Origin of the sequence: Amycolatopsis sp. 2-15 (assembly GCF_030285625.1) — a bacterium.
Lineage (GTDB): Bacteria > Actinomycetota > Actinomycetes > Mycobacteriales > Pseudonocardiaceae > Amycolatopsis > Amycolatopsis carbonis.
This window is the reverse complement of record NZ_CP127294.1, coordinates 3,540,265-3,554,643: the sequence shown is the minus strand read 5'-3', so window position 1 is coordinate 3,554,643 and position 14,379 is coordinate 3,540,265. Positions and strand designations below refer to the sequence as shown.

General features: G+C 70.7%; 15 protein-coding genes and 1 pseudogene. 7 read left to right on the top strand and 9 right to left on the bottom strand.

The window, feature by feature from the left end; genetic code table 11:
- Positions 1 to 132: 132 nt before the first annotated feature.
- The gene (locus QRX50_RS17495; RefSeq protein ID WP_285972998.1) at positions 133 to 1,683 is read left to right on the top strand and encodes a helix-turn-helix domain-containing protein; all 1,551 of its coding nucleotides are present in this window, start codon (positions 133 to 135) and stop codon (positions 1,681 to 1,683) included.
- Here the strand turns inward: QRX50_RS17495 and QRX50_RS17490 are convergent.
- A complete protein-coding gene (locus QRX50_RS17490; protein ID WP_285972997.1) occupies positions 1,658 to 2,281 on the bottom strand; it encodes an SDR family NAD(P)-dependent oxidoreductase in 624 nt (207 codons plus the stop codon). The genes QRX50_RS17495 and QRX50_RS17490 overlap by 26 nt on opposite strands.
- 140 nt (positions 2,282 to 2,421) lie before the next feature.
- On the opposite strand from QRX50_RS17490, the gene QRX50_RS17485 reads away from it, so the two are divergent.
- The gene (locus QRX50_RS17485; protein WP_285972996.1) at positions 2,422 to 2,985 is read left to right on the top strand and encodes a TetR family transcriptional regulator; all 564 of its coding nucleotides are present in this window, start codon (positions 2,422 to 2,424) and stop codon (positions 2,983 to 2,985) included.
- Here QRX50_RS17485 and QRX50_RS17480 read toward each other — a convergent pair.
- On the bottom strand, positions 2,961 to 3,884 hold the full coding sequence (locus tag QRX50_RS17480) for a hypothetical protein (RefSeq protein ID WP_285974489.1): 924 nt from the start codon (positions 3,882 to 3,884) through the stop codon (positions 2,961 to 2,963). The genes QRX50_RS17485 and QRX50_RS17480 overlap by 25 nt on opposite strands.
- A 214-nt stretch (positions 3,885 to 4,098) precedes the next feature.
- On the opposite strand from QRX50_RS17480, the gene QRX50_RS17475 reads away from it, so the two are divergent.
- The 3 genes from QRX50_RS17475 to QRX50_RS17465 all read left to right on the top strand — a co-directional run bounded on the left by QRX50_RS17475 (position 4,099) and on the right by QRX50_RS17465 (position 6,119).
- The gene (locus tag QRX50_RS17475) at positions 4,099 to 4,398 is read left to right on the top strand and encodes a YciI family protein (protein ID WP_285972995.1); all 300 of its coding nucleotides are present in this window, start codon (positions 4,099 to 4,101) and stop codon (positions 4,396 to 4,398) included.
- A gap of 117 nt (positions 4,399 to 4,515) precedes the next feature.
- Entirely contained in the window at positions 4,516 to 5,385 is an 870-nt protein-coding gene (gene folP, locus QRX50_RS17470; RefSeq protein ID WP_285972994.1) for a dihydropteroate synthase, read from the top strand.
- Complete coding sequence (locus tag QRX50_RS17465; protein WP_434533347.1) at positions 5,382 to 6,119, top strand: pyrimidine reductase family protein; 738 nt, start codon at positions 5,382 to 5,384, stop codon at positions 6,117 to 6,119. The genes folP and QRX50_RS17465 overlap by 4 nt, the downstream gene beginning before the upstream one ends.
- A gap of 16 nt (positions 6,120 to 6,135) precedes the next feature.
- On the opposite strand, the gene QRX50_RS17460 is transcribed toward QRX50_RS17465, so the two are convergent.
- Together QRX50_RS17460 and QRX50_RS17455 are read right to left on the bottom strand one after the other, a co-directional pair.
- Complete coding sequence (locus tag QRX50_RS17460; RefSeq protein WP_285972992.1) at positions 6,136 to 7,233, bottom strand: DNA alkylation repair protein; 1,098 nt, start codon at positions 7,231 to 7,233, stop codon at positions 6,136 to 6,138.
- Positions 7,234 to 7,550: 317 nt separating this feature from the next.
- A complete protein-coding gene (locus tag QRX50_RS17455) occupies positions 7,551 to 8,429 on the bottom strand; it encodes a hypothetical protein (protein WP_285972991.1) in 879 nt (292 codons plus the stop codon).
- 110 nt (positions 8,430 to 8,539) lie between these two features.
- Between QRX50_RS17455 and QRX50_RS17450 the strand changes: the two genes are divergently transcribed.
- On the top strand, positions 8,540 to 9,349 hold the full coding sequence (locus QRX50_RS17450) for a helix-turn-helix transcriptional regulator (protein ID WP_285972990.1): 810 nt from the start codon (positions 8,540 to 8,542) through the stop codon (positions 9,347 to 9,349).
- 91 nt (positions 9,350 to 9,440) lie between these two features.
- Positions 9,441 to 10,967, top strand: a complete 1,527-nt coding sequence (locus QRX50_RS17445) for an AMP-binding protein (RefSeq protein WP_285972989.1) — start codon at positions 9,441 to 9,443, stop codon at positions 10,965 to 10,967.
- Between the two features lie 173 nt (positions 10,968 to 11,140).
- Here QRX50_RS17445 and QRX50_RS17440 read toward each other — a convergent pair whose 3' ends face one another.
- From QRX50_RS17440 to QRX50_RS17420, 5 genes and pseudogenes are all read right to left on the bottom strand, one after another.
- Positions 11,141 to 11,692, bottom strand: a complete 552-nt coding sequence (locus QRX50_RS17440) for a dihydrofolate reductase family protein (RefSeq protein ID WP_285972988.1) — start codon at positions 11,690 to 11,692, stop codon at positions 11,141 to 11,143.
- Between the two features lie 69 nt (positions 11,693 to 11,761).
- Positions 11,762 to 12,799: an LLM class flavin-dependent oxidoreductase gene (locus QRX50_RS17435; protein WP_285972987.1), complete on the bottom strand. Its 1,038-nt coding sequence runs from the start codon at positions 12,797 to 12,799 to the stop codon at positions 11,762 to 11,764.
- A complete protein-coding gene (locus QRX50_RS17430; protein WP_285972986.1) occupies positions 12,799 to 13,311 on the bottom strand; it encodes an SRPBCC family protein in 513 nt (170 codons plus the stop codon). Before QRX50_RS17430 ends, QRX50_RS17435 begins: the two co-directional genes overlap by 1 nt.
- A gap of 88 nt (positions 13,312 to 13,399) precedes the next feature.
- Complete coding sequence (locus QRX50_RS17425; RefSeq protein WP_285972985.1) at positions 13,400 to 13,912, bottom strand: winged helix-turn-helix transcriptional regulator; 513 nt, start codon at positions 13,910 to 13,912, stop codon at positions 13,400 to 13,402.
- Between the two features lie 52 nt (positions 13,913 to 13,964).
- Positions 13,965 to 14,358, bottom strand: a pseudogene (locus QRX50_RS17420) (cupin domain-containing protein).
- Positions 14,359 to 14,379 lie beyond the last annotated feature (21 nt).

Here is a 14,379-nt window from a genome sequence, read left to right as displayed (position 1 = left end):
CACGCCGCGACGTGGCGCGGACCACGGCAGATCCACCGAAACCGGGTGGGCGTCGAGGGTGGTTTTTCGTAGGTTCCTCCAAACGACGGCGGCCTCGGCGTGTGCGCTACTTGAGCCGGAAGGAGGTGCCGCGTGCGGCTGGGTGCGCTGCTGGACACGCCGGAGCTCGGGCTGACCCTGCTCACCGGCGAGTCGGCGCTGGATCGCGAGTTCGGGCGCGTTTTCCAGGCGACGCTGCAGGACCCGACGCGGTACCTCAGCGGCGGGGAGATCGTGCTGTGTGGCATGCGCTGGCTGCCCGGGCCGGTCGAGGCCGAGGATTTCGTCGGCGTGCTGGCGGCGGCCGGCGTCGTCGCGCTGGGTGCCGGGACGGCGGAGGTCGGCGGGCCGGTGCCCGAGCACCTCGTGGAGTCGTGCCGGCGGGTCGGGCTGCCGCTGTTCGAGGTGCCGCTGTCGGTGTCCTTCGCGACGGTGACCGAGCGCGTGATCCTGGGCCTGGCCGCCGAGCGTTCCGCCCCCGCGCACGACTCGCACCGGCGGCTGGTCGCCGCCGTGACCAGCGGCGTTGGTCTTCCCGCCCTGGTTTCCGCGGGCGCCGCCGAGCTGGACGTGGACTGCTGGGTGCTGAGCGCGACCGGCCGGCTGATCGCCGGCACGGGCTCGCCGCCTTCCGATGCACGGCGTTCTGTGCTGGCCCGGCGTTTCCTGCGCGCCGAACGCCTGCCGTTGACCGTGCCCGGCGACGACGGCCCCGTCACTTTGCTCGCCGCCGCCAGCCGCTCGGGCCACCGCGTGGCGAGCTGGTTCCTGGTGGCCTCCGGCGACATCGGACGATGGGCTTCGGCCCGGCGCGAACTCGCGCTGGAGCTGGCGCCGTTGATCGGGCTGGAGCGCTCCCGCGTCGACGAAGCCAAGCGCATCGAGAACCGGGCGGCCGAGCCTCTGCTGCGCTTGGCCCTCTCCGACGACGCTTTCCCGGCCTCGCTGTCCGCGCGGCTCGCGGCACTGGACTTCCCGCCGTCGGCCCAGCTGGTGACCCTCTCGGCCGCAGTCGACGGCGGTGGTCCAGGCCTCACCCAGGTGCTGGTGGAGGAGCTACTGGCCTCGGTCCCCACCCCCACGCTGGTAGCCACCGTCGACGGCGAGACCTTCGGCCTGTTCCCGGCCCACGACCGGCTCGGCCGCCTCGCCGAGACCCTGCGCGAGTCCGTCCGCGCGGTCGAACCGGCCCTCGGCTCCGCTCGCCTGTCCGTGGGCCTCAGCCGCGCCCCCGACGCGGCCGGCCTGCGCTCTGGCCTCCAGGAAGCGCGGCACGCCCGCACGCTGGCCGCCCTTTCGCCGGGCCGCGCAGCCGTGCTGGCGGGTGACGAGGTGGCGTCGCACCTGCTGCTGCTGGCCGCCGTGCCTGACGATCTGCGCCGATCTTTCGGCGAGAAGGTGCTGGGGCCGGTGCTCGCTTACGACGCCGCTCACGGCTCGGAGCTTCTGGCGACCTTGAAGGCGTTTCTGGAGCACTCCGGCTCATGGACCCAGACGGCGGGGGCGCTGCACCTGCATGTGAACACCCTGCGGTACCGGATCTCACGGATCTCGGAGCTGACGGGCCGGGATCTGGGGCGGTTCGCGGATCGGGTGGATCTTTATCTGGCGGGGTGTTTCACGCAGGACTGGGGCTGGTCGTGATCAGCACTTCCCGCTCCCAGACGCGCTGGGTGTGCAAGCGCCAGTAGTGCTCGGCGATGGCGTCCGGGTCGAACGCCGTGCCTTTCTCCACGGTGCCGCCGACGGTGACCGTGGCGAAGTGCAGCGTGGGGTACTGCTCGGCGAACAGCGCCGTCACCGTGCGGAGGCCGGCTTTGCCCAGCGAAAGGCTGCTGTAGGCGGCTTTCGGCTCGGGCATGCCGCCGGTGGTGAGGAAAGTCCCGTGGCCGCGCTCGGCCATCTTGGGCGCGAGGTGCGCTGCGGCGGTGTAGGCGCCGAGGACGTTGACTCGCCACAGCTCGAGGTGCTCCTCCGCGGCGAGCTCCCCCGGCGTGTCTCGGCGGATGGCCGCGGCGTTGTAGACCACGGCGTCGGGCAGCCCCTGGTCTTCGTTCACCGCGTCGAGCGCCCGACGCAGAGACTCCTCGTCTCCCACGTCGGCCAGGTGGGTCACGGCGCCGACCCCGAGGTCCTTGGGCCGCCGCGCCACCGCCGCCACGCCGAACCCCTCCCGCGCGAACCGCCGCGCGACCGCCGCCCCGATCCCCGGCCCCGCCCCGATCACGACGATTCCTGCCATGAGTCGACCGTAGCGCGAGGGTTCTCACCTGCGAAAACAGCGGATCACCTTGCCGAGCTGATCCAAGAGCTACGGACGGCAGCACGTAAGGCTGCCGACGAATCCCAATTCACCGACCAGTTGGTTGGTACCCTCGCCGGATGGCGCGCGACGCGGAACAGACGAAGCAGCGGCTGCTCGAAGCCGCGATCAGCGAGTTCGCGGCATACGGGATCGCGGGGGCGCGGGTGGACCGGATCGCCGCCGCGGCCGGGTGCAACAAGGCGATGATCTACTCGTACTTCGGTAGCAAGGAGGGGCTGTTCGACGCCGCGTTCGATGAGCGGACGGGGGCGTTCTTCGAGGCGGTGCCGTTCGACGCCGGGGATCTCGCCGGGTACACCGGGCGGGCGTTCGACTACTTCGACGAGCACCCCGAGACATTGCGGCTCTCGACGTGGTACCGGCTCGAGCGGTCGGACGCCGAGCACCTCGCGGCCATCACCGAGGTCAACAACGTCCGGCTGCGGGAAATCGGGCGGGCGCAACGCGAAGGCGAGATCTCCGGGCACTTTTCGCCGGTGCAGCTGCTCGTGCTGATCCAAGCGCTTTCCGCGGCGTGGCACAGCACCAACCCGGAACTGGGGCCGCACCTGCCGAGCGCCCGCGCGGGGAGGCGGCGGACGCTCGTCGAAGCGGTTCAGGGATTGCTTGCACTGAAATAGCCGGCGCTGCTTTTCCCGCGAATCAAAGAAAAAACAACGGTGCCGGCCAGAACGAGAGACGCCGAGGCCGAGAGCGCCAGTAAGAACCAAGGCGCGGCGAACGGCGGAATTCCCGCGAAGGCCTCGATACCGATCACCGCGGTGAGCACGGCGTCGGCGGCCACGGCGAGCCAGACGACGCGCAGGCGGGCCCGCTCGGGCAACGCGGTGAAGCGCAGCAGCCACGCCAGCCCGGGCAGTACGAGGATCGCGTGCATCGCGACGGCGTGCAGCGGTTTCAGCGAACCCGCGCTGGTGTAGGCCAGCTCAGGTGACCCGCCCCTGGCCTCGACGACACCGCGGGCGATCATCACCGCGCCGGTGGCGAGGGCGACCATCAGCACCAGCAGGCCGAAGCGCACGGCGACCAGCATGCTCGGCGCCGGCTTTCCCGACAGCAGCTTTCCCGACAGCAGAGTGCCCGGCGAACGGAAAGCCGCGGCCGTGAAGCCCAGCGCCGTCACCACGATCACGCCGCCGCCGGCCGCGAGCGACATCGAGACCACCGTGTCGAAGCCGGTCTCGAAGTTGAAATGCGACGGGACCCCTCGCCACGCCTGCATCGTCACGAGCAGGACCTCCGCCACGCACGCAGCGAGGAACGCGCCCAGCAACCCGGCGCGCGCCCGCGGCCGCAACGTGAGGTACGACGTCGCCCACGCCACCGACGCCAGCGTGAGACCGAACGACAACCCGAACGTGACCGCTTTGCGCAGCGACACCGGCCCAACCCACGTGCCGCCGCTGGCCAGCAGCACCACCGCGTTCACGACGCCGCTCGCGAAGAGCACCGCCCCCACCACGTACGCGACGCGTTCCGCGCGCCTGCCGTCCCGCCAGATGCGGCTCACGGCGTCCATCACCGGCTGAGTCATGACGTCAGTTTGGTGCTGTGACAACGTTTCGTCGTCGGCTCGGTGTCGACACCCGCGTACGCAGATTTACGTACGCCGTCCACTGGGAAAACGCGAAAAAAGAGTACGTAAAGAACCCATTGCAATTCCGGGATAACGCGTGGGCGTCGCCACTCGGCAGGAGGATGCGACCGCCCTGAGTGAGTTCTACTCTGAAGACATGTACATAGCCTTGCTCGCCTACACGGCGCCTCGAAACGAAGTCGACTACGCACTGGCAGAACACGCGGAGTGGCTGCGCACGCACTTCTCCCGCGGATTGTTCCTGGTTTCCGGAAAAGGGGACACCGAGCACGACCAGGTCATCCTCACCCGTCCGTGTGTGCGCGGCAAGCTGGACGCCGTGCTCGCCACCGACCCGCTCGTCGTCCAGCACCTCGCGCACTACACCGTGATCGAATTCTCCGCCACTCGTACCGCCCACGAGTTCCACGCCATCAACGAGGCGCTCGCCTCCTGAAGTCGCCGGCCCGGGAGCAGGTGGCCTTCGGCGGTGTTGCCCGCCACCTGCCCGCCGTATCACCGTCGCGCGCTCGCCTATGATCGCGGTTACCGACGTTCCGGTACGGGAGAAGCCATGCACACGCCCGACCTCGTCTTCCGAGGCCGCCGCCTCACCAGCGATCGCGCGCTGGTGATGGCCATCATCAACCGCACCCCCGATTCGTTCTACGACAACGGCGCGACCTACCTCGAGACCCGCGCGCAGGACGCCATCCGCCGCGCGTGCGCCGAGGGCGCCGACCTCATCGACATCGGCGGCGTGCCCGCCGGCAAGGGCCCCGAGGTCACCGCGGCCGAGGAGATCGCCCGCGTGGTGCCGACGGTCGAGTGGGCGCGCGAGACGTACCCGGACCTCGTGATCAGCGTCGACACCTACCGCGCCGAGGTCGCCGACGCCGTCTGCCGCGCCGGCGCCGACATCGTGAACGACAACTGGGCGGCCTTCGAGCCGGAGATCCTCGACGTCGCGGCCCAGCACGGCGCGGGGTACATCTGCTCCCACACCAACGGCCTCACGCCGCGCACCGAAGCCGTGAAGCCGGTGTACGACGACGTGGTCGGCGCCGTGATCGACGGCACCACGGAGCTCGCGAAGCGCGCGCTGGAGCGCGGGGTGCCGCGTGAGGGGATCATGATCGACCCCTGCATCGACTTCGGCAAGAACTCCTACCAGTCGCTGGAGCTGATGCGACACACGCAGGCGCTCGTGGACACGGGCTGGCCGGTGCTGATGGCGCTGTCGAACAAGGACGTGATCGGCGAGACGCTCGACGTGCCCGTCGGCGAGCGCGTGATCGGCACGCTCGCGGCCACGGCCGTCGCGGCGCTGCACGGGGCCGCGATGTTCCGCGCCCACCAGGTCGTGGAGACTCGGCAGGTGGCCGAGATGGTGGCCAGTATCGCGGGCACGCGCCCGCCCGCGCACGTGGTGAGGTCCGTCTGATGCGTGAGATCTTCCCGGGCACCCGCGACCTGGCCGAGGCCGACCTCGAGGCGCTCTACGCCTACCGCGCGCCCGAAAAGTGGCTCGTGGTGAACTTCGTGTCGAGCACCGACGGTGCCGTCACGGTCGACGGCCGCTCGGCCTCGCTGTCCACGCCCGCCGACCGCGTGATCTACCGCTTGGGCAACGACCTCGCCGACGTCGTGCTGGTCGGCGCGGGCACCGCCCTGATCGAGGGCTTCCAGGGCATGCGCCCCGACGAGCACTCCGCCGAGCGGCGCCGCCGTCACGGTCTCGCCCCGATTCCACCGGTCGCCGTCGTCACCGGCGGTGGCTCGCTGCGCCCGGACGCCCCGGTGATCACCAACGCGCTCGTGCCCACCATCGTCATCACCCACGCCGCCACCGACCCCGACCTGCGCGCCGCCTGGACCGCCGCCGGCGCCGACGTGCTCGTGGCCGGCACGGACACCGTCGACCTTCGCTCCGCCGTCGACACCCTCGCCGCCCGCGGCCTCACCCGCATCGACTGCGAGGGCGGCCCGCACCTGTTCGCCTCCCTGCTCGCCGCCGACGCGGTCGACGAGTTCCGGCTCACGCTCTCCCCCTTCCTCGTCGCGGGCAGGGCCCCCCGCCCGACCTTCGGCGATGCCATCGACCCCGCGCGGCTCGACTTGGCTTCGGTGCTGGAGCAGGACGGAACGTTGATGCTGCGGTATTTACTGCGCCACTGATCCTCCACAGTGGACTTCAGGCCAGCAGCTCGAAATCCGCCTTCCCCAACGAAGTTCCGTTCACCTGGATCTCCAACGCGTGCGCGCCCGGGTGGTAGACGCGGGTGGTGATGACGCGGAACGAGTGGGCGCGGTCCAGGAGCAGCTCGGCGCCCGGATCAAGGACGCGGGTGGTGAGCTTGAAGACCTTCGGTGTGGTGGTGCCGTTGGCCTTGCGGTGGTGCACGACGTAGTCGACGACCAGGTTCACCGGGGAGTCGCCCGTGTTGCGCAGCGTGCCGGTGAAGCCCAGTTCGCCGCCGATGGACACCGAAGGCGCCGAGAGCACGAGACCGTCGAAGGTGATGCCGGCCGGTGGCGGGAAGCCGAGGAGCGCCAACGCACCCGGGTCGCCTTGTTTGATCAGGGTGCGCAGGCCGTGGCGGACGAGCTGCAGCGTCTGCTTCTCCTCGGAAGCGCTCATCCACCGGCCCGCGGCGGCCACCGCCACCTCGGGACGCGCGCGGCTCACGTCGTTGAGGTGGTTGGCGACCGAACGCCGCACGTACGCCGACGAGTCGCCGTGCAGCGCGTCGAGGATCGGCGCCGTGACGCCCGGCCGGGCGGTGATCGCACCCACCCGGCGCGCCCACGGCAGCAGCGGCCGCGTGCCCTCCGACGCCAGGCGGCGGACGTGCTCGGACGGGTCGGAAGTCCAGGTCAGCACCTTCGGCAGCGCCCGGTCGAGATCCGCGTCGAGCAGCGGCCGGATGGCGAACTCCGCAGTGAGCCGAGGGGTCAAGGCAGCGAGCAGATCCAATGCCGCGTCGAACGCGACCGGCCCGCCGTCCGCCAGAGCCCGCGCCGAAGCCGCCTCCGAGACGGGCCAGATCATCCAGCCGGAGAACGACTCGTCGGCCAGCGCCCGCCGCACCACGTCTTCCAGCTCGCGGTAGCCGCCCGGCAGGTCGGCCAGCAACGCGTCGCGCACGGCGTCGGTGCGTTGCCGCAGGCCCAGGCCACCCAGACGGACCCGGCGGAGCTCCCCGAACGCGACGCCCGCCGCCGCCGCCTTCATCGACGCGAGCAGCCCCCTGACGACCGCGTCGTTGAGCATCTCGTCGGCCAGCGGCATCCGCTTCTCCCTCCATCAAGCGCTACATTCGTTACGACGCTGTACCACCGCTTCGGCAGCAAGCAGGAGCTGCTCGTCGCGGTGGTCAACTTCGGCTTCACCCAGTATGTGGAGAGCACCGACAAAAACCGCGCGGAGGCCGATCCGGTCGAGCAGATCCGCGCCGGCTGGGGCCGCCACGTGGGCTACGGGCTGACCCACCCGCCGAGCCGTCGAGCGTCGGCGCGCCGGCCGTCGCGCCGACCACGTCGGGTTCCAGTGCTGGAGCTGAACCCGTTGAGGGGTTACCGGCGGCTCGCCGAAATGCGCCGACAGACCTATCGACGGCGGCTAGTCGAAGTGCCGTTGTGCGTGAACTCCCGCACGGCCTCGTCGGCCTTGTCGAACGCCGCCCGTGCCGTCGAAAGGTCCTTGGCCGCGCGGGTGGCACGTTCTTCGGCTTCGGCGAGGCGTTCGCGCAGTTCGGCCACGCGGGCGTCGGCCTGCTCGGCGATGCGTTCAGTGCGGACAAGGGTTCGTGAGGCTTCCGCGCGTTCGCGGGTCGCGGCGGAAGCCTTGCGTTGCCATTCTTCCCGGGCGGCGCGTTCGCGTTCGCGGTCCTCTTCGGACTTTTCAGGCCGGGACTTTTCCTTGGCCGGCGCGGGCTTCTTCGCGGATTTCTTGGCCGGAGCCGGAGCCGGAGCCGAAGCGAGAGCCGGAGCTGGAGCGGCCTTCTTCTTCCGCGGACCCGACCCAGCGGGCAACGACAGCCACTGATCCGCATCCTGGTGCGCCACCGACGTCAGCCGCCCGGCCAGCACGAGCCGTGCGACGTCCGGGTCCGCCACTACCGTCTCCAGCGTCTCCTCCACCTCACGCGCGACGGAGTCGCTCAGGTCCGGAGCGTCGCGCAGGACCCCGCGCACCAGCTCGGCCCGCCGTTGCGCCAGCTCTCGCAGCTGCTCACCGGCGAGGCTCGCGTGGGCGGCCCGCAGCCGGTCGCCCAGCTCGGCCAGCTCCTCCAGCGCCGAAGAGCCGTCCCGCGCCAGCCGGTTGACGAAGAAGGCCGCGGTTGTCGGCTTGCGCAGCGCCTGGATGCGGCTGGCGAGCTCGGCGTCGCCCGCCTTCTTGGCCGCACGGGCCGCGGCGGTGCGCGACGCGACGAAGTCGGCGGGCTCGCCCGCGTAGAGGTCGTCGGCGACGGAGTCGAAGTTCACCGCACCACGGAACCACACCGGTAGTCCGAACGCGACGTTTCACGTACGGTGGACGCCTCGGCAAAGCCGAAAGCCGCAGGTCAAGCGAGACAGGTCCAGGGACGGTGCCCATGACGCCATCGGGCAGGCTCGCGCTGACGGCCAGCCCCCTGGTCGCCGGCGCGCTGCAGGCGCTCCAGCGCGCGACCGGGCTGCCGGTCGCGATGGGCGGGCCCGTGTCGGCGGGCTCGCGGACCCTCGTGATCGACCAGCTGCGCGGCACGGCCACGGGCTCGCTGCAGCACCTCCGCGTCGACACCGGCGCCGGGCTGGGCGGCAAGGCTGTGGCGCTCGGGCGGCCGTCGACGGTCATCGACTACCTCAACGCGCAGGGCATCACGCACAAGTACGACCGCGCCGTCGCGCCGGAGCGGCTGCGGGCGATGGTCGCCCTGCCGGTGCGCGTAGGCGCGTCGACGCGCGCGGTTCTGTATGCGGCGACGCGTGACTCGATCACCTTCGGCGACCGGATCCTGCGCGCGGCGAGCGCTGTCGTCGCGCGGCTGGAGCGGGACATCGAGGTCGAGGAAGAAGTCCGGCGCCGCGTGGCGGCACCGCCGCTGGGCGAGCACCACGACCTGCGCGCCGAGCTCCTCGCGATCGCCGGTTCGATGCACGACGACGAGGCCCGCGCGCGGCTGCTCGAAGTGTGCGAACGCCTGCGTCCGGCCGAGGCACCGCCGGGGATCACGCTGTCGCCGCGCGAGCTCGACGTGCTGCGGCTCGTGAGCGAGGGCTGCACCAACGACGAGATCTCCGAGCGGCTCGGGCTGCTGCCCAACACGGTCAAGTCGTACCTCAAACACGCCATGCGCAAGCTCGACGTCAGCAACCGGATCCAGGCGGTGAACCGGGCCCGCGCGGCCGGTCTGCTCGGCTGAGCACCCTCTTTGTGGGGTGGCCGGGTGGACACCGCGGGGGCATCATCGCCGCACGGGCAGCGCTGCCCGTTCGACGCGAAGGGATCGGCACGTGTTCTACGACCTCGCTGTCCGCGATTTCCTCGACCGCGCGGAAACGGTGTACCCGGACCGGATCGCAGTGGTGGACGAACCCGACCAGCCCGCCGCCTCGTGGGGCGCGATCACCTACCGCGAGCTGGCCCGGCGGGCCCGCGCGCAGGCCGCCAACCTCGACGCGCTGGGCGTGCCCGTCGGCGGCCGCGTCGCGATCGTCTCGCACAACTCGGCTCGGCTGCTCACGTCGTTCTTCGGGGTTTCGGGCTGGGGCCGCATCCTGGTGCCGGTGAACTTCCGCCTCGCGCCGGCGGAGGTGCGCTACATCGTGGAGCACTCGGGCGCCGACGTCGTGATGATCGACCCGGAGCTCAAACCGCTGCTCGACTCTGTCACCGCGAAGCACGTGTTCGTGCTCGGCGAGCACGACGAGCAGATCTTCGGCGGCGACGGCGACCCGCGGCCGTGGCAGCCCGACGAATCGGCCACCGCCACGCTCAACTACACCTCGGGCACCACGGCGCGGCCCAAGGGCGTGCAGCTGACGCACCGCAACCTCTGGCTCAACGCCACCACGTTCGCCTTGCACACCACGCTCAACGACAACGACGTGCTGCTGCACACCCTCCCGATGTTCCACTGCAACGGCTGGGGCATGCCCTACGGCGTCACCGGCCTCGGCGCCCGGCACATCGTGCTGCGCAAGGTCGACGGCACCGAGATCCTGCGCCGCGTCGAGGAACACGGCGTCACGATCATGTGCGCCGCACCCGCCGTGGTCACCGCGGCGCTCGACGGCGCCGCGAAGTGGGACGGCGAGATACCCGGCCGAGACCGCGTGCGGATCGTCGTGGCGGGCGCGCCGCCGCCCACCCGCACCATCGAACGCGTGCGCGCCGAGCTGGGCTGGGAGTTCATCCAGATCTACGGCCTCACCGAGACGTCGCCGCTGCTCACGGTCAACCGCTTCCGCTCGGAGTGGGCGGACCTCGACACCCACGAGCAGGCCAAGCTCCTGGGCCGCGCGGGCGCGCCGGCGCTGGGCGTGCGCGTGTCGATCGACAACGACGGCGAGGTGCTCGTCCAGTCGAACATGAACCTCGAGGGCTACTGGGAGAACCCGGACGAAACCGCCCGCGTGCAGGCGGGCAACTGGTTCCACACCGGCGACGGTGGCCGCTTCGAGGACGGTTACCTCTCCATCGCCGACCGCAAGAAGGACGTGATCATCACCGGCGGCGAGAACGTGTCGTCCATCGAGGTGGAAGACGCCCTGAACTCCCACCCGGCCGTGCGCGAGGCCGCCGTGATCGGCATCCCGGACACAAAGTGGGGCGAGCTCGTCACGGCTCTGGTGGTCACCGACGGCACCCCCGTGACGGCCGAGGACCTGATCACGCACTGCCGCCGGCACCTGGCCGGCTACAAGTGCCCGAAGCGCGTGGACTTCCTCGACGAGCTCCCCCGCACGGCGACGGGGAAGATCCAGAAGTTCAAGCTGCGCAAGCCGTTCTGGGAGGGCCAGGACCGGCAGGTGAACTAGCCGCGCCTCACCCCCGCGGTCGCATCGGGCCGCACCGAGCGCCCCAATGCGGCGTTCGGTGCGCTCAACGCACCCAATGCGGCGTTCGGTGCGCTCAACGCACCCAATGCCGCATTGAGGCGCTGGGGCGGTGCCGGGCGAGTGCGACCAAAGCCGAGCCGTGCGCCGCGAAATCACGCGCGCGGTTCGGCCGGACGGTAGACGAGCTGCACCACGCCGTTGCCGAACACCTGCGACCGCTCCAGCGCGAAGTCCAGGTGCGGGCCGTCGGCCGGGAACAGGCGGCGGCCGGTGCCGACGACGACGGGGTGTTGCAGGAGGACCAGCTCGTCGACGAGGCCGCGGGCGAGCAGCCAGCGCACGAGCGTCGCGCTGCCGCTGGTGAGGATGGTGCCGCCGGGGGCGGCCTTGAGGTCGCGGAGCGCGGGTTCGAGGTCGCGCGGCAGCAAGGTGCTGTGCTGCCAGCCGACGGCGGTGAGCGTGGTGGACGCGACGTACTTGCGGACGTTGTTCAGGAACTCCGCGCCGGGGTCGTCCGCGCGGCCGGGCCACGCTTCGGCGAACCCCTCGTAGGTCACGCGGCCCAGCAGCATCGCGTCGGCGTCAGACAAGCCGGCGCCGACGATGCGTTCGAGCTCGGGCGTCCAGTGCGACAGCGACCAGCGGTCCGGCGCCTCGACGACGCCGTCGAGCGACACGAACAACGTGGACACGATCTTGCGCATCGGAGGGCTCCTCGTTCGGGGAGCCCCACTATCCCGGAGACGGCCGGGTCGCGCAGACAAACCGAACGATCAACCCACCTGCCGCACCAGCTCCAGCGCGCGGCCGAGCGTGGCCAGCTGAGCGTCGAGCGAATCGCCTGACGGATAGAGGCGCACCGTGTCGACGCCGGCGTCGCGCCAGACGCGCAGCCGGGCGCGCACCATGTCCTCGGTGCCGATGAGCGTGGTGCCCAGGACCATCTCGTCCGTCACCAGGGAAGCGGCGCCGTCGCGGTCGCCGGACTGCCAGCGGTCGCGGACCTCCGCGGCGACCTCGGCCCAGCCCTGGCGGCTGTAGGCGTCGTTGTAGAAGTTGGTGCTCGCGGAACCCATGCCGCCCAAGGAAAACGCTAGTTCCTTCTTCCGAGAGCCCACCATCGCACGCAGCTCGTCCTCGTCGGAGGCGAAGGCGACTTCCGCGCCCTGGCACACGTCGAGGTCGCTCCGCACGCGGCCGGACTTGGCGAGGCCGGCATCGAGGTGGCTGAAGTACGCCGCCGCGCCTTCGGGCACGAAGCTGGTGCCCAGCCAGCCGTCGGCGACCTCGCCGGTGAGCTCCAGCATCTTCGGCGACAGCGTCGCCAGGTAAATGGGGATGTCTTCATTGGGTTTGGACGAGAGCCGCATCGGCCGCGCCTCGCCGGGCAGCGGGATCTCGAAAGCCTTGCCGGAAAAGGAGACCTTCTCCCCCGCGAACGCGCTGCGCACGATCTCCACCGTCTCGCGCATCCGCGTGAGCGGCTTCGCGAACGGCACGCCGTGCAGCCCTTCCATCACCTGCGGCCCGCTCGGTCCGAGGCCGAGTGAAAACCGGCCGCCGGACATTTCGGCGAGTGTCAGCGCTGCCTGCGCCACCGCGACCGGCGTGCGCACGCCGACCTGCATGATCCCGGAGCCGAGCTGCAGCCGCGAAGTGCGCCCGGCCAGGAAGCCGAGCACCGACGGCGCGTCGGAACCCCACGCTTCGGCGACCCAGCACACGTCGAGACCGAGCTTTTCGGCCTCCAGCACGAACTCCAGCGTCTCCGCCCAGCCGGCCGACCCTTCGACCGTGGTCGCGGTGCGCATCAGCGCGCCGCCTCGACGCGGTCCTTGATCGCGGCGACGGTGGCGATCATCGCGTTCTCGAACTCGCGCATGCGCACGAAAACGATCTTCTGTTCCTTGTCCGGCATGCGGTCGATGGCGAACGACAGACCCGATCGCGCCGGCCCCATCTGCATCCACTGCGTGAGCTTCGTGCCGCCGTTCTCGGGCTCGAGCGTGAAGCGCCAGGTCGCCGTGGGCGTCTCCGGGTCCGCCACCGCCCACGCGAATACGCGCGGCTCCTCGCACTCGACGATGAACGACGTCGTCGACCACTCGCCGAGCGCGTCGTGCTTGCTGTAGCCCACGAAGGAGCCGCCGAGCTTCGGGCCGGTCGCCCCGCCGCACCACTCGACGCGCTGGAGCTCCGAGCTCATCTCGGGCATGCGCTGCACGTCGGCCACGAACGGCCACACCGCCTCGGGCGCGCCGTCGATCCACGTGGCCGCCTCGGCCGTGGGCTTGTCCGCGTACCGCGCGCCGGTCCACTCCATCGTGGTGCGCCTCCTCAGCTTCGACCGTCAAGATGCCTCTGACCACGATAGTTTCGTAATGAGACCCTCGTGTCAACGCGAGGTCGACTCAGCGCGCGGCTTCCTGCTTCGCGAAGCGCGCCTCGACGTCGGGCCGGTGCGCGATCTTCTCGGGGAAGCCGGGGCCGCGGCGCATCCGCGTGTCCTCGGCCGTGAGCGGCTCGCCGCAGTGCGCGCAGACGACCTCGGCGTGGGTGTCGTGGCCGCACTTCTCGTGGTGCGTCGTGATCGGCGGGCCGGCCTCGCCGGCGAGCCAGCGGTCCCCCCACGCCGTCATCGCGGTGAGGACCCCGAAGAAGTCCTTGCCCTTGTCGGTGAGCACGTAGTCGTAGCGCACCGGCTCGGTCTGGTACGCGACCTTCTCCAGCAGCCCCTCGTCGACCAGCCGGCGCAGCCGGTCGGCGAGGGTGTTGCGCGCGATGCCGAGCGCCTGCTGGAACTCATCGAAGCGCGTGACGCCGTAGAACGCGTCGCGCAGCACGAGCGGCGTCCACCAGTCCCCGAGCAGGTCCATGGTCCGCGCGATGGAGCACGGCCACTGCGCGAAGGAAGTCCGTTTCATGGACGGCAGAGTACGCCGTCTCAGTCTGAAACTCAGCTGTTGGAAGCTGTGATCAGGCGATTTCCACGCGGTGGCCGACGGTCACGTCCACGTGATCGGGCACCTCGTCGCTCGTCGCCGACCGAGAGCGTGCCCGCGGGCTCCACCAGCAGCACGGCCGCGCCTTCCTTCGACGACGGTTTGTGGAAGGTCCCGCGCGGGACCACGAACACGGAGCCGCGCGACAGCGTGACCACGCGCTCGCCCGCGGGCTCACGCAGGCCGATCTGGATCTCGCCGTCGAGGACAAGGAAGAACTCGTCGGTGTTCTCGTGGACGTGCCACACGTGCTCGCCGGAGAAGCGGGCGAGGCGGACGTCGTAGTCGTTGATGTTCGCGACGATGCGCGGGCTCCACACGGCGTCGAAGCCGTCGAGCACGGTCTGCAGATCGATGGGCTGGCTCATGCGATCGATCGTCGTCCTGTC